Below are 21,293 nucleotides of genomic sequence, written 5' to 3'. Positions count from 1 at the left end.
TCGGTATCGCCGGGCTTGGGCTCGAGCACGCAGACCATCATCGTCGCCGCGCCGATCCGGTCGTCCTTCTCCGCCGCCAGCTTGGAGAGCAATATCGACATGGTCTGGCCGCCCGAGCAGCCGCCGGAGACGTTGACCGTATCTGAACCGATGATCTCCTGCACCGCGTCCAGCGCGCGGATACAGGCATCGACATATTCGTCCATGCCCCAGACGCCCATCTCCTCGGTCGGATTGCGCCAGCTTATGACGAAGGTCTGGATGCCGTTGTCTACTTGGTACTTTACGACGCTCTTTTCGGGCGAGAGGTCGTTGATATACATTTTGTTGATCTGTGGCGGGATGGTGAGCTGCGGGATCTCGTACACGTCTTCCGTCGTCGGCTGATACTGGATCAGCTCGAACATCTCGTCGCGATAGACGACCGCACCGGGAGAGGTCGCGATATTCTCGCCCAGCTCGAACGGCTTCTTGTCGACCTGACTGACCATGAAATCGTTATTGACCATATCGTCATAGGCGTTTTTGAGGCCCTTGATCAGCGAGAGGCCGCCGCTGTCGATCGCCCGCTTCTGCGCCATCGGATTGAGGGCGAAGGTGTTGGTTGGTGCCAGCGCGTCGATGACGATTTGCGAGATAAAGCTCGCCCGGTCCTTCTCCAGCGCATCGAGCTCGAGGTCCTCGATCCACTGTTTCGTGCCTTTTTCGACCGCCAGGAAATATTGCATCCCGGCCTTGTAGAAAGGGTTGAAGCTGAAGGCCGGATCCTTGAAGCGCCGGTCCCGCGGGTCCGGTTCGAGTTCGGACTGGCCGGTCATGATCTGGACGACGTCTTCGGAGAAGCTTTGCGCGTGCTTGAAGGCCCTTTGCGGGTCGCTCGCGGTTTCGCGCAGCAGCATCGCGATCGCGCCGACAAAATCCTCGCGTGCGAGGCCGACTAGCGGCCCCAGCGCCATAGTGACTTCCGGCTCGCCCTCGAGCGTGGGTCCGTCCTGCGGCATGTCTCTTCCCTCCAGTGTTTTCTTTGGAGCGTGGCGCGGGACGGGCGGCAATGTCAATCATTTTGCCTGTGCCGTTCCGGGAGGCCGCGTCGCGCGGCCCAGTTCATCGGGACGCACAGGTTTTCGGCAGATCGATCTTCCCCTTTTGTTCCAATTGCGGCACATCGTGACCATGGCTCTTCGGATATCCAATCGCGATGCCCGCCGGCTCTGGCTCGACGCGCAAGGCCTGTCGGCGACGCCGACCGGGCCGCTCGATGCGATGGCGATCATCCGCGACCTCGGCTTCGTGCAGCTCGACACGATCCAGGCGGTGGCCCGGGCGCACCATCATATCCTCTGGTCGCGCAACCAGAATTACCGCGAACCGATGCTGGACCGGTTGCTAGCCAAGGATCGCGCGATCTTCGAACATTTCACGCATGACGCGTCCGTCTTGCCGATCGAGACGTTCCCCTATTGGCGGCGGCAGTTCCGGCGGCTCGGCGAAAAGACGCTGCGCTGGGAGGACATGCGAGCCATGCCCGGCCCGAGCGAACGCGCCGCGATCCGCGCGCGGATCGAGGAGGAGGGGCCGCTATCGACCCATGCCTTCGACACCAAGGCGAAATCCTCTGAGATGTGGGCCCGCCCGCCGCACAAAATGGCGCTCGACCATATGTGGTATGCGGGCGAACTGGCGACCGCTCATCGCGAGAATTTTACCAAATTCTACGATCTTGGCGAACGGGTCATCCCGCCGGAATTCCGGCAGGCCGAAATCGCCGACGAAACGCAGATAGACTGGCTGTGCCGCTCCGCGCTCGACCGGCTGGGTTTCGGCAGCGAGGGCGATATCATGCGCTTCTGGGACGCGGCGGCGCTGGACGAGGTCAAGACGTGGCGTGTCGCGCATGGCCGCGACCTGGTCGATGTCGAAATCGCCAATGCCGACGGCAGCCTGCTGAAGGCGCTCGCGCCGCCTGATATCGGGCAGCGGCTGGAGAGCCTGTCCGCGCCCACCTCGCGACTGCGCATCCTCAATCCCTTCGATCCCGCGGTACGCGATCGCAAACGGCTCGAGCGGCTGTTCGGCTTCGATTTCCGGATCGAGATTTTCGTGCCCGCCGCGCAGCGCCGCTGGGGCTATTATGTGATGCCGATCCTGGAGGGCGATCGCTTTGTCGGGCGGATAGAGGCCAAGGCCGATCGGAAGAAAGGCGTGTTGACCGTCCACAATGTCTGGCCCGAACCGAGCGTGAAATGGGGCAGGGCACGCTGGGACAGGCTCGCTGCGGAGCTTGACCGGCTCGGCCGTTTCGTCGGATGCCGGACCGTGATCTGGGGGAAGGGGGCACGCGATGGTTGAACTGCTGGTCCGGCTGCCCGAAGAGCTTCGCCACGCCGAGCGGGACGACTGGCGCGCGCTCGGCGCGATTATCGGAGACGCTTTTCAGGACGATCCGGTGTCGCGCTGGATTTTCGGCGGCAAGCGGGCGATGCCCGGCACCTTCGGCCGCCAGGCGCGGCATCTCTATCTGCAGCGCGGCATCTGCCATCTGGCCGGCGACAGCGGCGCGACGATGTGGTTGCTGCCCGATGCGGACAAGAGCATTTCGCTATTCGGCATGCTCGATATCGGTTGGCACATGGCGCGGACTGCGGGCATCGCCGCCGTGCGGCGCGGAATGGCCGCGGAGGCGGAGATGACGCGCAAACGCCCGGACGCGCCGCACGCCTATCTCTTCACGATCGGCGTGCGGCCGCACGCGCGCGGCACCGGGCTCGGCCATCGGCTGCTGGCGCCGATGCTCGACGCCTGCGACCGCGCCGGACTGCCGGCCTATCTCGAGAACTCCAATCCCCGCAATCATAGCTTCTATGCGGGCCATGGCTTCGAACATATGGAGCATTTCGCGCCCGCACCCGGCGCGCCGCCGCTCGAGGCGATGTGGCGCGTGCCGCGCTAGTTCGGAACCATCCCGCGCCTGTATCGTTTCGGGATAGGAACAACCCCCAATAGCTGCGGCTGTATCAAATTCGGTCAAATTGCCGTAGCGTCAACGCATACAGATAAGCCGATCCGGGAGAACCGGGCGCGCAAAGGAGAAGATCATGCAGCAACTCAGCCCGATGGACGCGGCCTTCGTCTATATGGAAACGCCCTCGACCCCGATGCATATCGGGTCGCTGGCGATCTACGATCCGTCGACATCGCCCAACGGCAAGCTGCGGTTCAAGGAAGTGTTGAGCTTTATCGAAAGCCGGCTGGACGGCGCCTGGGCGTTCCGCCGCCGGCTGGTCCGCGTGCCGTTCGATCTCGATCATCCCTATTGGATCGAGGACCCCGAATTCGATCTCGAATATCATGTCCGTCACATCGCGCTGCCCGAGCCCGGGGACTGGCGCCAGCTCTGCATCCTCGCCGCGCGCCTGCATTCGCGCCCGCTGGACCTGAACAAGCCGCTCTGGGAGTTCACGGTGATCGAGGGGCTCGACAATATCGAAGGGCTACCAAAGGGTTGTATCGCGATCCTCTCCAAGATCCATCATGCCGCGATCGACGGGATGTCGGGCGTCGAGATCACGACCGCCGTGCACGATGTGACGCCGGACGTGCCCGAGCGCGAATTCGACATGGAATGGAAGCCCGACAGCAAGCCCGCCGATGCCGAGCTGCTCATTCGCGCGCAGATCAACGCCGTGCGCCAGCCGTTCAAGATGGCCGATATCATGGCGCGCAGCATTCCCGGCCTCGCCAAGGCGAGCGCGGGGCTCGTGACGCGCGACCTGAAGCTGCCGGTCAGCGGCACAGCGCCCAACACGTTGTTCAACCAGCCGGTGTCGCCGCATCGCGTGGTCGACGGGGTGAAATTCGATCTCGACGAAATCAAGGCGGTGAAAGCGGAGTTGGACGGCGTGACGGTCAACGACGTCGTCCTCTCCGTCTTTGGCGGGGGCTTGCGCAAATATCTGTTGTCCAAGAACGATCTGCCGAAAGACGACATGACGGCCATGGCGCCGATTTCGGTCCGCTCGGAGGACGAGAAGAAGGATCTCGGCAACCAGGTATCGGCGATGATCGTCGGCCTCGGCACGCATATCGAGGATCCGGTGGAGCGGCTCGAATATGTGCACGACAAGGCGCAGAAGTCGAAAAATCTGACCAACGCTATCGGCGCGCGCAACCTTTCCCGCATGAGCGGGATGACGCCCGGTGCGCTGATGGGATTGGGCGCGCGGCTGTATGCGCGGGCAGGGCTCGCGAACGCCCATGCGCCGGCGTATAACTGCGTCGTCACCAATGTGCCGGGTCCGCCCATGGACATCTATTTCGCCGGCGCGCGGCTCGTTGAGCAGTTCGGCGTGGGGCCGATTTTTGACGGTATGGGCCTGATTAACATCGTGTACAGTTCGGGCGGCACGCTGACGCTCTCCTTCACCGCCGATCGCGATGCGGTCAGCGATCCGGAGAATTACGCCGCGGCGCTGCGCGAATCCTTCGACGAGCTGAAAGCGGCCATGGCGAAGCGCAAAAAGAAGCCGGCCAAGCGCAAGCCGCCCGCGAAGAAAGCGGCGAAGAAGAAAGCCAAGGCGAGCTAGCGCGGCCTAGTTTTTCGACGGAAAGATCGTGTTTTCGATGCCTTTGGCTTCGAACGGCTCCCATTCGCCTTCCGGCTGCCCGAGCCGGTTGGCGATCAGGTAGAGTACCGTTCCGTTAACGCCGAGGCCGCAATGGCTGCCGTAAACGGGCAGGTTTTCCGAATGATCGCTCTCGGTGACGCAGCAATTCTGCCACGGCACGACCCCGTCGGCCTTCGAATAGACGGCCGTGGTCGGCACTTTCGGCGCCGAGGCGATCTCCGCCATCTGTTCGCGCACCTTGTCGCTGCTGACCCGTTCGCCCGTCGCCGCCTCATAGACGCGCCAGACGGTCGTCGATTGCGCGCGGCCGCGCAGCGGCGAACCCAGCGTGATGACCTGGCGGACCTTTTCGGGGACGCGCTGGCCGAGCTGCGCCGACATCGATCCGCCAAGGCTCCAGCCTACGAGGCTTACTTTCTGGCCGGTTTCCTCATGCACCTGATGCAGCTTGTCTATCAGATGTTCGCCATCGACGCCCACCGCGCGCGGGCCCAGATTGCGGCCGAGATCCCAGCAATAGGTGTCGTAACCGAGCCGGTCGAGATAGCGGCGCAATATCCGGGTCGATCGGCCGCTGGCCATGAAGCCGGGCAATACCATGACCGGATGTCCGTCGCCGCGCGGCGCCGAATAGAGGAGCGGTGACGATAGCGGTAATGTCGCGATCTCAAACACTGCCCGGTGCAATTCCGAATATGTGAGAAGACGCGAAGGTTTGGGAACCGCGTGATGCGGTTCCACCGATGCTGCTGCTGTTGCCAAGTTCCCTAACTCCTACCGTTCATGTGGTTTATTATATGTTCCTGTCGCTTCCACATGTCGGCAGGATTTAGTGCCTGTGTTCGGGCCGCAGCGTGTAGCGGCCTTGTTCGATACCGTCGAAAATTCCCGAAATTGCGGGATGATCGACCGGTTCCTCGCTCTCGTCGTGCAGCAGGTTCTGCTGGCTGACATAGGCGACGTAGCTGCTCTCCGCATTCTCCGCGAGCAGGTGATAAAAGGGCTGGTCCTTGCGCGGCCGGATGTCCTCCGGAATCGCTTCGTACCAGTCGTCGCTGTTCGCGAAGACCGGGTCGATATCGAAGATCACGCCGCGAAAATCGAACATGCGATGCTTCACGATATCGCCGATCGTGAACGTTGCATGGGCGATTGGGGGCGCGTCTTTCGCAAGCTCGCTGCGCTCGCGCGGAGAAGGAATATCCGGATCCATTACCGAATAATGTAGGTCCGCCCGACTCTCGTGGCAAGCACCGTCTTGGCAAGCGCTGTGAGGTAAGCTAATGCGCGCCGCTCGAACGGCCCGCCCGGCGTTTTTCGCCGGTGCACCAGACTCATGCGGAGAGGTGCCGGAGTGGTCGAACGGGGCGGTCTCGAAAACCGTTGTGCCTTTCGGGGTACCGTGGGTTCGAATCCCACCCTCTCCGCCACGTTCTATGACATTGATTCGAAAAGACAATTTCTTCGATATCGACTGTCATCGCTCGTTTTTCCCGATGCGCATATTTCTTTGATTTCACGTCGGTTTCGCGCGCAAATCGGACGTTATCCGCGACAGCCTGACCGAGCGCCTCACGTGATGGCGACAGCGAAGAGAAACCGCCGCCAAAAGCTAAAACGACCGGGAAAGCGGGATATTGGAGGAAGTGAGCGGGCGGCTAGAACGGAATGCGTAGTCCCGCGCGCCCGCCAAAACCCCAATAATCGCCGCTGATATCAGCATTGCCTTCGATGAAGCCGCTGACGCCGCCGGCCGAGAGGATATTGAGCCCGAGTTCGAACCGGCCATAGGTTCCGAGCGCATCGTTCACGATCCGCGCGGACGAGTTGCCGCTCGCAAAAAACACGCTGCCTTCGCCTTCGAACTCATGCATCACATGGCCGCCGAAATAATAGGTCAGGTCGCTGCCGCCGCCGATGCCACTTTCGCCGCCGAGACGCAGCCCCACCCGGCCGCGCACGCCGTCGAAATCGTCGAAATCGATGGTGGCACCCAAGATCTGGAAATCCTCGAACGAGACGGTCTGCCATTCGATGGCCGCGATCGGCTCGACGAAAAAGCCGCCGCTGCTCGTCCAGCGATAGCCGATATCGGCTCGGGCGCCGTAATTGTCGCCGTCGATGCCTGTCGTGTAGCCCGCCGTACCGCTGATGATATCGACGTTCAGGAAGTCGTACTTGGCGAGCGCGTTCGCGAAGAAGCCGTTCGAGCGGTATCCGAGATAAAGCCCGATGTTGAAGTCTTCGTACCGGGCCTGATCCGGCGTGCCGTCGAAACCGAGATGCGACGTCAGATAGCCGAGGGTAACGCCCCAGACAGCGCCATCGCCGGATTCGCCGCGCGGCCCGAGGCCGAATTCATAGCCGCTCTGGAACCCGTAATAATCCTGGTTCTGATCGACGGTGATGGCCTGGCCGAAGCCGGTGCCCATATCGATCCGGCCCTCGTCCCGGCTCGTATTGGCGGCATAGAATTGCAGCCATAGCGGCGAATGCGGCGCACCGGCGGAATCCCGCCGCGCCGTCATATGCGCGTTCCACGCGTCGGCCGAGCGGTACCAGAGCGACGTCGCCGCGGCGCCGATTTCAGGCAATTGGAAGACCGGCGCGCCGAGCAGGGTCCGGAGATAGAAATCGTCGTTCGGCGCGTCGAAGAACACGTCATAGGTCAGGAAGCCGACAGTGATCGCGCCGTTCGGCAGATCGAACGCGCTTTCGAGCGAACCCGCGCCGGCATCGACGACCAGGATCGCCTGGTTGAAGTTGCCGGCCTCGAGCGTGAAGCTGGGGCTGGTCCCGAGCGGATTGACGAGCAGCGTCGTCGCGCCCGTCGCCGCGCCGCCGACAACCAGCGTATCGGCAACGCCAGCGCCATCGAAATTGACGTCGATGTTCAGCACACCGCTGCCGTCATAGGTGGCGTCGGGCAGGACGAAGCTGCCGCCGGCCACGCCATCGATCATCGTGATCAGGCCATCGTTCCGAAGCCGTTCGAGGCCGAGGAAATTGACCGTGCCACTGACGCTGATCGTGCCGGTGTTACGGAAAAAGTCCGTCCCGTCGCCGAAATCGCTATCGCCCATCGCCGCGAAAGTGCCGCTATTGTCGAACAGATCGTCGCCCTCGCCCAGCCGCACCCGGCCGAGCACGGTGCCGCTATTGTTGACGGTCGTCGGGCCGATGGATGCGTCGAACACGAAGACGGCGAAATTGCCGCCCCAGAGCGTGCCCGCATTGTCGAGCGTTGCCGAACCGCCCGTCGTCTGCAGCGCCACGCCGTTCATACCGCCCATCACGGTCGCGCCGGACGCAACCGAAACGCTGACATCGCCACCCGCGGCCGCCTGGATCGCGTTACCGGTGCCCGAGGTCGTATAGCCGCTGACGGACACCGTGGCCGAGCCGCCCGCATAGGCCATGATCGCCGTTGCACCCGCCGCATAGGTCGTGCCCGCGCCGATCGTAACATCGCCCGTCATGCTCTGCCCGGCGATGGCGACGCTGGCATCTCCCCAGGTATCGACCGACGTCGTCGTGATCGCGACATCGCCGTCCGTGGACATGGCAAGAATGCCATAGGCGTCGTCGCCCGCGGTCGTCACGGAGCTTGCCGCAATCGTGATGCTGCCGGTGCCGGACATGGCGAGAATACCGGCCGCACCATCGCCCGTCGTCGAGACGGCGCCGATCGCGCTCGCGGCAGCGGCTGCAGGCGCTGCGGCGGACGGCGCAGCACTTGCGACGGGCGCGCTATCCTCGCCACCGGCGCCGGCAATATCGGCTTCTGCGGGATCCGTTTCGGAGGGCAAGAAATCCTGCGGCGCAGGGGCCGCGCCGCCCGTATCGCTACCGGCCGCATCGCCACCGCCCGCCAGCGTCATCGCTGCAGGCCCCGGCGCATCGGCCACGGCCGTGCCATCGAGCTGAGCGGCATGCGGCGCATTCTCGCCACCCGCAATCGCGTCCTCGCCCGATCCATCCATGGCCCCGGCGTTCGCGCTATTTTCGCCGCCGAGAATCATATCGGAGGATCGCACGGCGATTGCCGGTTGGCCCGATTGGCTTGCGGAGGCAGCAGGCGGACTGGCTGGCTGCGCATTCGCCACACCGATGCCCGATGACTCCTCCGGAGCAGCAGGCGCGCCGGCGATTATCGCAGGTTGCGGCGCAGCCTCGGTGGCGCTCGGCGCTCTCGGGCTATCACCCAATGCCGTTGGCACAGCGCTTGCCACGACGACCGGGGCCGCGGCCGGTTGCGTGGTGATCGTGATCGCGCCATCGGTGCTCTGAGCGAAGATCGCTGCGGAATTCGCGCCACTGGTCGAAACCAGTCCGGTCGTGGTGATGGTGATGTCACCGGTCGTCGTACTCGCGGCGATAGCGCTGTTAGAACCGCCCGTGACATTTGCGGTCGAAATCGCAATCGCTCCACCGGAGAGATCTTGCGCGAATATGCCGTAGGTCCCGCCAGTCACGGTTCCGGCGGTGCTGTCTATGGTCGTACCACCGCCAACGCTGGTGCTGAGTATGCCTACGTCATCAATGCCGGTCACATCGGCCGCATTGATCGTCAGATTACCGCTACCGTCATTGCGTACGTCGATGCCGTTTGTGACGCCCAACACTGTCCCGGCGGTACTGTCAATTGTCAGGGTGGTGCCTCTGTTTCTGCCGTAAATTGCGCTAGCCGCAGTCGTCGTCACATCCGCGGTCAAAATGCTGAGCAAGCCGGAGCCGCCATTGCGGGCATCTATACCGGCAAATCCGCCGAACACGCTGCCCGCACTGCTATCGATGATGATGTCGGAACCGGCAGCACCGTTGTTGGCGTAGATGCCGGCGATCAGCTGACCCGTCACGTCGGCTGTAGTGATCTGAATCGTACCGGAACCGTAGAAACCCTGCAGCCTGGCACGGATACCATTCGCAGTGCCGATCACATTGGCCGTGCTGGTATCGATTGTAATGTCGGCGAAAGTTGTCGTGAGCACCACTATTCCGCTCATCGAGGATGTTATAATTGGCCCGCCCGCTGCGCCGGTGATGTCGCCATTCCCGGTCACACCGCCGATATTGATCGAACCGCCAAGGCCGGGCGACGTCGCGTCTGCAAAAATGCCCGCGCCGTTCGTGCCGGTAATGCCGCCGACCGTTCCGGATCCCTGGATCGAAATATCGCCGTCGTCGCTATCGGCGAGAATGCCGTTGCCGCCCGTACCGAAGATCGTATCGACAGCGCTTATGGTAATCGCACCGCCATAGGACTGCGCATCGATCCCGTCCCCGGCCTGGCCCGTGACGCTGTCGAGATTCTGGACGAGGATGTCCGCACCAGCCGTATCGATATCGATCCCGTCGGTACCACCGATGACTGTACCCGACGATCCCTCAACTGTTATGCTCGCCGTCGACCCTGTGGAACTGGCATGAATCCCCTGCGCCGTCGTTCCGACGACAGATGCCATAGCATCCAGTGCAATTGTAGTGGCGCCACTCCATACCCTAGTGCGAATGCCTCGATTGCCGCCAGTGACCTGATCCACGCTCAATGATACGGCACCTGCGCCGAACGCCCCCACATAGATTCCAGTATCCCCTCCTACGACAGCGCCCCCTCGGCTATCCACACGGGTCGGCCCGGCACCGCCAATGATGGAAATGCCGTGCATGCTGCTGCCGTTGACATCGGCTGTGCGGATCGAGAGCAATCCGGAACTGATATGGATTACATCTATCCCCGTGGTGCCTGCCACAACGCTTCCGGCCGTGCTGTCGATCGTCATCGCCGCGGCACTAGAGCCGTTTCCAATCCGACCATAAATGCCGATCCCGTTCGTCGCCGTGACATCGGCCGTTGTGATCGTTACGGGCCCAGTTCCGGAATTGGATACCCTTAAGCCGCTTGAAGTACCTGTTACCGTGCCCGCTATGGTGTTGATCTCAACTGTGCCAGAGCTAGCCGTGTAACCGAGGTTCGCAAGGATGGCTGTTCCGCCAGTGGCAGAGACGTCGGCGGTAGTGACCCTCAGTCCACCGCTCCCGAAATTGCTTGCTCGAATGCCGTACGTTTCACCGGTGATCGTGCCGCCGAGTGTGTCGATCGTCAGATCGGTACCTCGATTTCGCGCATAGATTCCTCGTGCGGTACTAGCGGTTACGCTGGCAGTCGTGATCTGGATATAGCCGGTACCTTCGTTGACCGCAGAGATTCCGTCGCTCTGGCCTGCAACGGATCCTGCTGTTGTGTTTATGGTAATACTTCCTGAGCCAGTGGTTAGTGCGGTGATGCCGTTGCCCGATCCGGTGACGTCGCCAACTGCTGTCGTGCCGCCAATATCGATCATGCCGCCTGCGGCGTTGGCGTAGATCCCGTCGCCTGCCGTACCGGTGATTCCCCCGGCCGTACCCGAACCCTGAATCGAGATATCGCCGCCATCGCTATCGGCCAGAATGCCGTTACCGCCCGTGCCAAGGATCGTATCCACGGCGCTGACCGTAATGTTGCCGCCGCTCGAGCCGAGGTCGAGGCCGTCGCCCGCCTGCCCCGTCACACTGTCGAGATTGTCGACGAGGATATCGCCGCCCATGCTGCGCAGATACTGGCCATCGGTCGCGCCGATCACATCGCCCGAAGACCCCTGCACGGTGACCGAAGCGCCAGCATAGTTCGTCGCTGCATATACGCCGAAACCACCCTGGCCGGTCACGACCGCCGACGAACCGAGGGTGATCGTGATGTCTCCCGTGCCGTAATTATAGGTGTAGATGCCGTTGGTGGCGCCAGTGACGGCGCCGTTCGCCGTGATCGACACCGAGGTCCCGTAATAGTTGACCGCCTCGATGGCGTTGTCGCCGGTGCTGGTGACATTGTTCGCCGTAATCGAGATCGCGCCGGTGCCGAAATTGTCGGCGTCGATACCCTCTTCGAGAGCCATGATCGTGCCATTGGCGATGATCGTCAGATCGGTCGTATTAATGCCGTTATCGGCATCGATGCCTTCATTGGCGCCCGCCGTCACATTGTTCGCGGTGATCATCGTCGCGCCGGTGCCGCCATTGTAGACGTCGATCCCGTGCGTGGCGCCGCTGACCGACCCGGTCGAAAGGACGGTGACGGAGGTGCCGTAATTGTTGACCTCGATGCCGTCATTGTTGGTGCTCGTGACATCGACCGCGCTGATCGAGACAGCGCCGGTGCCGTAATTGTCGGCATCGATACCTTCCTCGAGCGCCATCACCGTGCCGGTCGAGACGATCGTCAGGTCCGTCGCGCTCACCGCATTCTGCGCGTCGATGCCCTCGTCGCCCGTACTCGTGACATTGCCGGCGATGATCGTCGTATAGCCGCTGCCATAGTTGCGGGTGTAGATCCCGTTGCCGCCGGCGTTCACATCGCCATTGGCGGTAACGAGGATATTCGTGCCGCCCGGGCCAGGCGGGCCTTCCTCGGCATAGCGATAGACATTGTTTATCGCGACGATCCCGTCGCCACTGGCGCTGTCCACTGCCACGGTCGTAATCTCGATAGCGCCGTAGCCGCCGTTCAGCGCCACCACGCCGCCATTCTCGCCGTCCACCGTGCCGTTCGCCGTGATGGTCAGCGACGAACCGTTATAGGTGATGGCGTAGATGCCGATGCCGTTGTCCGACGTGACGGTGCCGGTCGTGATGTCGATCAGGCCGCTGCTGGCCGAGATGGCGCGGACGCCGTAGGTGCCGCCCGTCGCATCGGCCACGTCGATCGTGATATCGCCCGTGGCGCCGAAGGCGAGGGCATAAACGCCGTCGATTCCAGCTCCCGTCGCGCTGTTCGCATTGATGTCGATATCGCTTTGGCTGATCGTCACGATACCGCCGAGCGCGCCATAGACCGTGCCGGTTGTCGTCACATTGACGCCGCCCGTGCCGCCGATGCCGAAGACGCCGACAAAGTTTGCGCCCGTGACATCGGTCGCGGATATCGAAACCGCATTGCCGCCATAGGCGTAGATACCGGTATAATCGCCCTGGACGAGCGCGCCGCTATCGATCGTGACGCTGCCGAGCAAGCTGACTGCATTGATGCCGGTTTCGGTCGTGCCAGTCACGATACCCGCGGTCGTTATGCCGATATCGCCCCCGAAGGAGGTTGCGACGATGCCGTCCGTCTGGCCGGTCACATCGCCAATCGCCATTGTGCCACCAATGTCGATCATGCCGCCGGGCCCGCCTGTCGCGTTGGCGTAGATGCCGGCATAGGCGGTGCCCGTTATCCCACCGACAAGCCCGGAGCCCTGGATCGATATCGTGCCGCCGTCGCTATCGGCGAGGATCCCATAACCGCCGGTGCCGAGGATCGTGTCGACGGCGGAGACCGTGATATTGCCGCCGCCCGACCCGAGATCGAGACCGCTGCCGGCATTACCGGTTACGCTATCGAGATTCTGGACGAGAATGTCGCCGCCCGCGGTCCGCAGATATTGTCCGTCCGTCGCGCCGACCACATCGCCGGACGAGCCCTGGACCGTGATCGATGCAGAGGCGCCGGTAGAGGTCGCGAAGATTCCGCGGCCGCCGTAGCCAGTCACCGTCGCCGTAGAACCGACCGTTATCGTCGTCGCGCCATCTGCCGCGACCGAATATATCCCGTAGATTCCGCCGGTCGTATCGCCGTCGCTGACGATGATGGTCGAGCCGGTTCCATCATGACGGCTATAGATACCCGTCGCGCCGCCATAGACGGATCCTTCCGAGTTGACGGTAAGGTCACCGGCGCCGCTGAAAATCGTCAAATACGCACCGAACGCGCTGCCGCTGATCGAGGAGTCGCTGTTGAAGATGCGGAGCGTCTGCGCGCCGCCGCCGGTCATGCTGATCGCGTCGCCGAATACATTTTCGACATTGGTCGGCGTCGTCGCATCGCCGACAACGATGGTGAGATCATCCACGGTGGTCGCGATCGGATCGATCGGGTCGGGCGGCGAGAGGCAGGTGATCGTGTCGCCCGCCGTCGCAACCGCGGGCGTACACCCGAAAGGCACCGCCTGCGCCGCCGCCACGCCGGGAATCGCCCATGCCATGGAACCGGCCGAGGCCGCCAATAAAAGCCTTCGATGCTGCTTCGCGCTCTTCAGCAGCGTTGCGGCACGGAATATTGCGTGCGACTCGCTTGTAGACACGGCCACTCCCCCTGTCGGCAGGTTGAAACGCGGGCCCGCATTAGTCAATTTTTTACCAAGACCTATCCCGATCTGGGGCAGTGTTTGACAGTTCGGGCTCGCCATATCATCCCGATGCCCGCTAAACGGCCTGTTGGGGCGCGACAGACCGGGTTTGCCGACATCGATGGTTGGGGAGCAGGACGATCTCGAAAAAGGACGTGAAAACAAAGGCCAAGAAGGCAAAAAACGAAAATGCCGACGCGGACGGCAAGGCGAAAGCCGCTGAGGAAAAAGCCAGCAAAGCGGCCAAGATCGACATCAATTTCTCACAAGGGCTGGCCGGGTTTCTCGCCGCCCAGGATATCTCGATCGCCTTTACGTCATACCAGACCGGTCGCCTCTACCTGATCGGCCATGGAAAGGACGGCAAGCTCGCCCTGCACGAGGCGCTCTATCCGCAAGCGATGGGCGTCACCGGCGACCGCAACCGGCTGTATCTCGGCACGCTGACCCAGCTCGTCCGGCTCGAAAATGTGCTCGCGCCGAACCAGCTCGCCAACGAGGTCCATGACAAGGTTTATGTGCCCCGCAATATGCAGACGCTCGGCAATATCGATTTTCATGAAGTCGGGATACGCGACAATGGCGTCGTGGTGTTCGTCAACACGAAGTATTCCTGCCTGTGCGAACCGAGCCTGACGCACAGCTTCCGGCCGATCTGGAAACCGGATTTTATCTCGAAACTCGCGCCCGAGGATCGCTGCCACCTGAACGGCCTAGCCATGGTCGATGGAAAGCCCAAATATGTAACCGCCGTCTGCAAGTCCGACGTGATCGATGGTTGGCGGGACCGGCGCCATAACAGCGGCGTCGTGATCGATGTCGAGACCAACGAAATTGTCGCCGAAGGGCTGTCGATGCCCCATTCTCCGCGCTGGCATGACGGGAAGCTGTGGGTTCTCAATTCGGGAACCGGCGAACTCGGCTGGATCGACATGGAGAAGAAGCGTTTCGTGCCCGTCGCCTTCTGCCCCGGCTTCACCCGCGGCCTGGCGCTACACGGCCAACATGCGATTATCGGCCTTTCCAAGCCGCGCCACGGCCGCTTCGAAGGCCTGGAGCTCGATCAGCGCCTGAAGGACAAGGATGCCGACGCCTGGTGCGGGCTGCAGGTCATTTCGCTGGCGAGCGGCGATGTCGTCCAGTGGCTACGTTTCGATGGCGCGATCACCGAGCTGTTCGACGTCTGCGTGCTGCCCGGCGTGAAAAATGCGCTCACCCTCGGCCCGCAATCGAACGAAATCCGCGATTTCATCACGATCGAGAACCCGGCCTGGATAGGTGGCGCGAACGCGGGCAGGTGATCTCTTGCGAAGAGCACAGCTGTTATCGGATAGTTGGTCAGAATGTATGCGGCGATCCCATTTTCGGACGACCGAAATCGGGGCATTGCAGTTCCCGCAAAAATAGAACAAAATAGGAACATTGTGATTCTCTCGATAGTCGATAACGCTTGCCGATACCCAACCGCCTTTCCTACGATACTGCCTGGCTCCACAGGAGGCGATCGGCGCACCGGAGCCACGTTGCAGGAGACATTCGCTGTCGCCGGAGACGCTTCGGCGATCGGGTTCGTGCTGTCGGAGATAAACTCGGAAAACCCGGGCCCGTTGCTATGGGTTCAGGAAGCGCGCGCCTTCGGAGAAATGGGGCGGCCTTTCGTGCATGGCCTGCCACGGTCTTTGGGCGGGAACTGTATTCACGTCGCGGCACGCAATGCCAGAGATGCGCTCTGGGCGATGGAGGAAGGGCTGAAATGTCCCTCGCTCTCAGCCGTGATTGGCGAGATTTACGGCGATCCGCGCGCGCTCGATTTTACCGCTACGCGCCGGCTTGCCGTGGCGGCCGAACGCTACGGCGTGCCGGCCTTTCTCGTGCGGATCGGCGGGCGCGCGGATTTGAGCGGAGCGCGGCGGCGCTGGCGGGTGGCCAGCCGGCCCTCCATGCCGCATCCGCGCGATCCCGAAGCGCCCGGCGCCCCTGTCTGGTCGCTCGACCTGTTCCGGGCGCGCGACATGCGGCCCGGCCAGTGGGATGCCGTTTATGACCGGGCGGCGCATAGTCTCGATCTGGTTTCCCCGCTTCGCGATGGACCGGTGGAGGAAAGCGCACGCCGATACGGATGATGGCCTGCCGGTCGCGCTGGCCTCGGAGGCCGCGCATGGCACGGTGATCGATGCGGTCAGCGAAGCCGCACGCAAGGCCGGCGCCAAAGCCGGTCAGAAAGTCACCGATGCGCGCGCCATCTATCCGGATCTGGTCGTCGAAGCATCGGATCCCGGGGGCGATGCGAATGCGCTTATGCGCCTCTGCAAATGGGCGCGCCGCTGGAGTCCGTGGACGGCGCTGGACGGTGCGGATGGCCTGCTGCTCGATAGCCAGGGTACGGCGCATCTGTTCGGCGGCGAAGCGGCGATGCTGGCTGATATGAACAATCGCTTGCGCCGGCTCGGCTTTGCAAGCCGGATTGCGATTGCGCCGACCATCGGCGGCGCATGGGCGCTGGCGCATTTCGGCGACCGCAGCGGTATTATTATCGATGATGACGCACTCGATGGTGCGCTCGCCCCGCTACCGATCGAAAGCCTCCGGATCAATGCCGATACGGCGCTGCTGCTGCGCCGGCTGGGCCTCAAAACTATTGGCGACTTGATCGATATACCGGCGCTGTCGCTCGCGCGGCGTTTCCGCAAGACCCCAGATGCCACTACCAATCCGCTCCGCCGTCTCGAACAGGCGCGCGGGCGGATCGAGGAAGTCGCCGAACCGCTGGTCCCGCAGACCGTCTATCGCGCCGCACAGCGAGTGGCCGAACCGGTGCTGCACGTCCAGATACTCGCGCCGATCCTCGCCGATCTCGCCGATGATCTCTGCAAGGCATTGGAAGACGGCGGGCGCGGCCTGCGGCGCGTACGGTTCGAAGCGTTTCGCGTCGACGGGCATATCGCGGCGCTCCACGCCGAAACCGCCGCGCCCGTGCGCACGCCCGATCATATCTGCCGGCTGTTCGCCGAACGGCTGGAGACGCTCGATGCGGGCTTCGGTTTCGATGCGTTTGCGCTGACCGCGATATGGCACGATGCCATGCCTGCCCGTCAGAAAGGACTTGCGGAAGACGAGGCCGAGGGCCTTGCGCTGCCTCATCTGATCGATCGCCTGAGCGTCCGCATCGGTGTGGGCAAGGTCCGCCGCGCGGTTGCCTATGCCAGCCATATCCCCGAACGCTCGGTCGTCTGGCGTCCGGCTTTGGAGGAACAGCCGGGCGTGGCTGCCATGCAGGCACCGCGACGCGAGCGCCCGATCCGGCTGTTCGACCGTCCTGAACCGATCACCGTGATCTATGGAACGCCCGAAGGCCCGCCCAAGCGCTTCCGCTGGCGGCGAAAACTCCATGACGTCATCAAGGTCGAAGGACCCGAGCGGATTGCGCCCGAATGGTGGCGCGAGCGATCGAGCGTGCGGCTGCGCGATTATTATAAAATCGAGGACGAAGACGGCCGGCGCTTCTGGATCTATCGCAACGGCCTGATCGACGATGGGCGCGGCGGGCCGCCCGACTGGTTCCTGCACGGGCTGTTCGCCTGATGCCGGACGCACCGCTTACCCCCGCCAAGCGCACGCTCAGGCAGATGGGCGGCGATTTCGCGCCGAACCCACCCGCACCATTCGTAGAGCTGGGCGTGACGAGCTGTTTTTCCTTTCTGCGCGGCGCATCGGACGCCGTCGATCTTGTGCTGGCAGCGCTCGGACATGGCTATGACGCACTCGGCATCGCCGATCACAACACCATGGCGGGCGTCGTCCGGCTGCATAGCGAGGCCAAAGCAGGGAATATCCGTCCCGTCATCGGTTGCCGGATCGTTCTGGTCGAGGGGCATGCCTTTCTTGCCTATCCGGAAGACCGGGCCAGTTATGGCCGTCTCTGCGCGCTGCTTTCGAAGGGTAAGATGCAGACGGTGGAGGGCGAATGGCAGGACAAGGGCGAATGCCACCTGACGCTCGATATGCTGGCTGGGCATAGCGAAGGGGTGCAGTTGATCGTCCTGCCGCCCGAGGATGTCGACGGTTTTGCCGAGACGCTGCCCGCGCTTGTCGAACGGCTGCCGACGATGCGCCATGTCGCCGCGGCCTATCTATATGGCGGCGATGACAAAGCGCGGATCGCCCGGCTCGATGCGTTGGCACGTGCCAACGGCCTGTCGATCCTCGCGACCAACGATGTCCATTATCACGCGCCCGAGCGCCGGCCGCTCCAAGACGTGATGACCTGCATCCGCGAGAAGACCGTCATCCATGAAGCCGGTTACCTGCTCCATGCCAATGCCGAGCGGCATCTGAAAAGCCCCGAAGAGATGGTGCGCCTGTTTGCCGATTGGCCGCACGCCATCGCCGCGACGCGCGAAGTCGCTGACCGGTGCGATTTCTCGCTCGAAGAATTGAAGTACGAATATCCCGAGGAAACCGTGCCGGGCGGGCGGACGCCGCAGGACTATCTCGAAGAGGTGGCGTGGGATGGTGCGGCAAAACGCTATCCGGACGGCGTGCCGGACAAGGTACGCGCCTTAGTCGAACGCGAGCTGGTGCTGATCGCAAAGCTCAACATCGCGCGCTATTTTCTCACCATCAAGGACGTGGTCGATTATGCGCGCGGCTGTGAACCGCCGATCCTCTGCCAGGGGCGCGGATCGGCGGCGAACAGCGCGGTCTGCTATTGCCTTGAAATCACGGCTGTCGACCCGGCTCAGGTAGAATTGCTGTTCGAGCGTTTTATTTCTGAAGAGCGTACGGAGCCGCCCGATATCGACGTCGATTTCGAGCATGAGCGGCGCGAAGAAGTCATCCAGCATATCTACGAGAAATATGGTCGCCACCGTGCGGGACTCTGTGCGACCGTCATCCATTATCGTCCGCGTTCGGCGATCCGCGAGGTGGGTAAGGCGATGGGGCTCTCCGAAGACGTGACCTCGGCGCTCGCGCGCACCGTCTGGGGCAGCTGGGGCAGTTCGGTCGATGATGCGAAGACCGGGGAAGCGGGGCTCGATCTCGGCGATCCCTATCTCAAGCGCGTGATCGCGCTGACCGATCAACTGATCGGCATGCCGCGGCACCTGTCGCAGCATGTCGGCGGTTTCATCCTGACCGAGGGGCCGCTCGTCGAAACTGTCCCGATCGGCAATGGCGCGATGGCCGATCGCAGCTTCATCGAGTGGGACAAGGACGATATCGATGCGTTGCACATCCTCAAGGTCGATGTGCTCGCGCTCGGCATGCTGACCTGCATCCGCAAAGCCTTCGATCTCATCGATGCCCATTATGGCGAACGCTATACGCTCGCCTCGGTGCCCAAAGAGGTATCCGAAGTCTACGACATGATCTGCAAGGCGGACACGATCGGGGTCTTCCAGATCGAGAGCCGCGCGCAGATGAGCATGCTGCCGCGTCTCAAACCGCGCACCTTTTACGATCTCGTCATCGAAGTGGCGATCGTCCGCCCCGGACCGATCCAGGGCGACATGGTGCATCCCTATCTGCGGCGGCGCTCGGGTGAGGAAAAGGAGGAATATCCCTCGCCATCGCCAGAGCATGGCACAGCCGATGAGCTCGAGAGCATTCTGAAGCGCACCAAAGGTGTACCGATCTTTCAGGAACAGGCGATGAAGATTGCCATCGACGCCGCCAAGTTCACGCCGGATGAAGCCAATGAACTGCGCAAATCGATGGCCACCTTCCGCTCGCGCGGCACGATCGGCAAACTCGAAGACAAGATGGTCAACCGGATGGTCGCGCGCGGTTACGATCCGGAATTCGCGCAGAATTGTTTCAACCAGATCAAGGGGTTCGGCGATTACGGCTTTCCCGAAAGCCATGCCGCCAGCTTTGCCGATCTCGCTTATGTCTCGAGCTGGATCAAACACTTCTACCCTGACGCCTTTTGCGCTGCGCTGCTCAATTCGCAGCCCATGGGCTTCTATGCGCCTGCCCAGATCGTCCGCGATGCACGCGAGCATGGCGTCGAGATCCGCGCGCCGGACGTAAACTACAGCGATTGGGACAATTTGCTCGAGCCAGCCGAACCCGGGCGCTGGGCCGTCCGTCTCGGCTTCCGGCAGATCGGCGGTATCGCTGAGGAGGATGCGCGCAGAATCGTGGAAAAGCGGGATCGCGCGTACACGGATGTCGAAGATCTCAAGACGCGCACGCGCATTCCCGTTGCCGCAATCCAGAAACTCGCGGCGGCCGACGCTTTCCGTTCGATGGATCTCGATCGTCGCCAGGCGCTATGGGATAGCCGCGCCCTCAAACAGGCGCCCGACTTGCCGCTCTTCACCTTTGCCGAGGAACGCGACGAGGGGAGTGAAACGCCCGTCACGCTACCTTCGATGCCGCTTTGCGAACATGTCGTCGCCGATTATCAAACGATCCGATTGTCGTTGAAAGCGCATCCCTTCGAATTCCTGCGTGGCGAATATCGGGAGAGTGGCTTCCGGCAGAATAGCGAACTTCGCAGGATCAAGTCCGGCGTGCGCGTGAGCGTCGCCGGCATTGTCCTGATCCGCCAGCGGCCGGGCACGGCGAAGGGCGTCTGCTTCATCACGCTCGAGGACGAAAGCGGGATCGCCAATCTCGTCGTCTGGCCCGATGTGATGGCGCGTTTCCGTAAGACGATCATGAGCGCGCGGATGATCGAGGTGCATGGCAAAGTGCAGAAGGACGAGGACGTCATCCATATCGTCGCCGAAAAACTGACCGACGCCACGCCCAAGCTGCTGGCGCTATCCGACGACCTACTGGAAACCCAGGTCGACCGCGCCGATCATGTCGTCAACCCGATCCCGTCCGGCCTCCACCGCCATCCGCGCAACGTGCAGATCATACCGAAATCACGCGATTTTCATTGATCGTACCCATTCTTGATCCCGATCAAAGAGTCGGTCCCCGCACGCCCTAAGAGCAAGGCACGCTTTGAAAAGGGAAGGGCGCATGGAAAGTCTGACACTTAAGGTCGGCAGCCTACTGGTTGCCGCATTTCTGGCATTCGTCGCTGCCGCATCGGCCGTGGATACCGGGTTCGCCATCCACATGTGGATCGTGGTCGCCGCCGCGCTGATCGCGACCTTCGTGATCGCGAACAAGGCCGATTTCGCCGCGCTGGCGCGCTTCGGCGCCGTTTCGCCTGACCAGAGCCGGTATGACGACGATCCCGTCCGCTGGGGCGTCATCGCGACGATCTTCTGGGGCATGGCGGGCTTTCTCGCGGGCCTCTACATCGCCTTGCAGCTGACCTTCCCGGCGCTCAATCTCAATTTCGAGTATACGACGTTCGGACGGCTGCGCCCGCTCCATACGTCGGCCGTCATCTTCGCTTTCGGAGGCAATGCGCTGATCGCGACGAGTTTCTACATCGTCCAGCGCACGTGCCGGGCGAGGCTTGCCTTCCCTGGCCTCGCCCGCTTCGTTTTCTGGGGCT

Annotated in this window: 12 protein-coding genes and 1 tRNA gene; 9 read left to right on the top strand and 4 right to left on the bottom strand. The window is 62.6% G+C overall.

The window, feature by feature from the left end:
- Positions 1-1,001 (bottom strand): PHA/PHB synthase family protein (locus tag ACTS1Z_RS01850; RefSeq protein WP_442622731.1); only part of this gene is annotated, 1,001 nt, incomplete at its 3' end.
- A 172-nt stretch (positions 1,002-1,173) separates the two neighbouring features.
- On the opposite strand from ACTS1Z_RS01850, the gene ACTS1Z_RS01845 reads away from it, so the two are divergent.
- The 3 genes from ACTS1Z_RS01845 (at position 1,174) to ACTS1Z_RS01835 (ending at position 4,583) form a co-directional block, all read left to right on the top strand.
- Positions 1,174-2,349 (top strand): winged helix-turn-helix domain-containing protein, encoded by a 1,176-nt coding sequence (locus ACTS1Z_RS01845; RefSeq protein ID WP_442622732.1) that lies wholly within the window; start codon positions 1,174-1,176, stop codon positions 2,347-2,349.
- Positions 2,342-2,950, top strand: a complete 609-nt coding sequence (locus tag ACTS1Z_RS01840; protein WP_442622730.1) for a GNAT family N-acetyltransferase — start codon at positions 2,342-2,344, stop codon at positions 2,948-2,950. The genes ACTS1Z_RS01845 and ACTS1Z_RS01840 overlap by 8 nt, the downstream gene beginning before the upstream one ends.
- Positions 2,951-3,095: 145 nt before the next feature.
- Complete coding sequence (locus ACTS1Z_RS01835) at positions 3,096-4,583, top strand: WS/DGAT/MGAT family O-acyltransferase (RefSeq protein WP_442622729.1); 1,488 nt, start codon at positions 3,096-3,098, stop codon at positions 4,581-4,583.
- A gap of 6 nt (positions 4,584-4,589) precedes the next feature.
- On the opposite strand, the gene ACTS1Z_RS01830 is transcribed toward ACTS1Z_RS01835, so the two are convergent.
- Entirely contained in the window at positions 4,590-5,300 is a 711-nt protein-coding gene (locus tag ACTS1Z_RS01830) for an alpha/beta hydrolase (RefSeq protein ID WP_442622728.1), read from the bottom strand.
- Between the two features lie 154 nt (positions 5,301-5,454).
- The gene (hspQ, locus tag ACTS1Z_RS01825; RefSeq protein WP_442622727.1) at positions 5,455-5,838 is read right to left on the bottom strand and encodes a heat shock protein HspQ; all 384 of its coding nucleotides are present in this window, start codon (positions 5,836-5,838) and stop codon (positions 5,455-5,457) included.
- A gap of 127 nt (positions 5,839-5,965) precedes the next feature.
- On the opposite strand from hspQ, the gene ACTS1Z_RS01820 reads away from it, so the two are divergent.
- Positions 5,966-6,055: transfer RNA gene (locus ACTS1Z_RS01820), tRNA-Ser, on the top strand.
- A 228-nt stretch (positions 6,056-6,283) separates the two neighbouring features.
- On the opposite strand, the gene ACTS1Z_RS01815 is transcribed toward ACTS1Z_RS01820, so the two are convergent.
- The gene (locus ACTS1Z_RS01815; protein WP_442622726.1) at positions 6,284-13,684 is read right to left on the bottom strand and encodes a hypothetical protein; all 7,401 of its coding nucleotides are present in this window, start codon (positions 13,682-13,684) and stop codon (positions 6,284-6,286) included.
- A 299-nt stretch (positions 13,685-13,983) separates the two neighbouring features.
- Between ACTS1Z_RS01815 and ACTS1Z_RS01810 the strand changes: the two genes are divergently transcribed.
- From ACTS1Z_RS01810 to ACTS1Z_RS01790, 5 genes are all read left to right on the top strand, one after another.
- Positions 13,984-15,129 (top strand): TIGR03032 family protein, encoded by a 1,146-nt coding sequence (locus ACTS1Z_RS01810; RefSeq protein ID WP_442622725.1) that lies wholly within the window; start codon positions 13,984-13,986, stop codon positions 15,127-15,129.
- 222 nt (positions 15,130-15,351) lie between these two features.
- Positions 15,352-15,951 carry an ImuA family protein gene (locus ACTS1Z_RS01805; RefSeq protein WP_442622724.1) on the top strand — a complete coding sequence of 200 codons (600 nt, stop codon included), beginning with the start codon at positions 15,352-15,354 and terminating at the stop codon, positions 15,949-15,951.
- Positions 15,869-17,410 carry a Y-family DNA polymerase gene (locus tag ACTS1Z_RS01800; protein ID WP_442622723.1) on the top strand — a complete coding sequence of 514 codons (1,542 nt, stop codon included), beginning with the start codon at positions 15,869-15,871 and terminating at the stop codon, positions 17,408-17,410. The genes ACTS1Z_RS01805 and ACTS1Z_RS01800 overlap by 83 nt, the downstream gene beginning before the upstream one ends.
- Positions 17,410-20,724 carry an error-prone DNA polymerase gene (locus ACTS1Z_RS01795; RefSeq protein WP_442622722.1) on the top strand — a complete coding sequence of 1,105 codons (3,315 nt, stop codon included), beginning with the start codon at positions 17,410-17,412 and terminating at the stop codon, positions 20,722-20,724. Before ACTS1Z_RS01800 ends, ACTS1Z_RS01795 begins: the two co-directional genes overlap by 1 nt.
- An 82-nt stretch (positions 20,725-20,806) precedes the next feature.
- A partial coding sequence (locus ACTS1Z_RS01790; RefSeq protein ID WP_442622721.1) for a cbb3-type cytochrome c oxidase subunit I occupies positions 20,807-21,293 on the top strand: 487 nt, incomplete at its 3' end.

Source organism: Parasphingopyxis sp. (genome assembly GCF_052168295.1).
Classification (GTDB): domain Bacteria; phylum Pseudomonadota; class Alphaproteobacteria; order Sphingomonadales; family Sphingomonadaceae; genus Parasphingopyxis.
The sequence above is the reverse complement of the archived record's forward strand: the minus strand, read 5'-3'. Positions and strand labels throughout refer to the sequence as shown.

Bases quoted from the DNA above. Each gene is read 5' to 3' on its own strand.
- ACTS1Z_RS01845 (WP_442622732.1), top strand. From the start codon at position 1,174: ATGGCTCTTCGGATATCCAATCGCGATGCCCGCCGGCTCTGGCTCGAC.
- ACTS1Z_RS01840 (WP_442622730.1), top strand. From the start codon at position 2,342: ATGGTTGAACTGCTGGTCCGGCTGCCCGAAGAGCTTCGCCACGCCGAG.
- ACTS1Z_RS01835 (WP_442622729.1), top strand. From the start codon at position 3,096: ATGCAGCAACTCAGCCCGATGGACGCGGCCTTCGTCTATATGGAAACG.
- hspQ (WP_442622727.1), bottom strand. From the start codon at position 5,838: ATGGATCCGGATATTCCTTCTCCGCGCGAGCGCAGCGAGCTTGCGAAA.
- ACTS1Z_RS01815 (WP_442622726.1), bottom strand. From the start codon at position 13,684: ATGGCATGGGCGATTCCCGGCGTGGCGGCGGCGCAGGCGGTGCCTTTC.
- ACTS1Z_RS01800 (WP_442622723.1), top strand. From the start codon at position 15,869: ATGACCGGGCGGCGCATAGTCTCGATCTGGTTTCCCCGCTTCGCGATG.
- ACTS1Z_RS01795 (WP_442622722.1), top strand. From the start codon at position 17,410: ATGCCGGACGCACCGCTTACCCCCGCCAAGCGCACGCTCAGGCAGATG.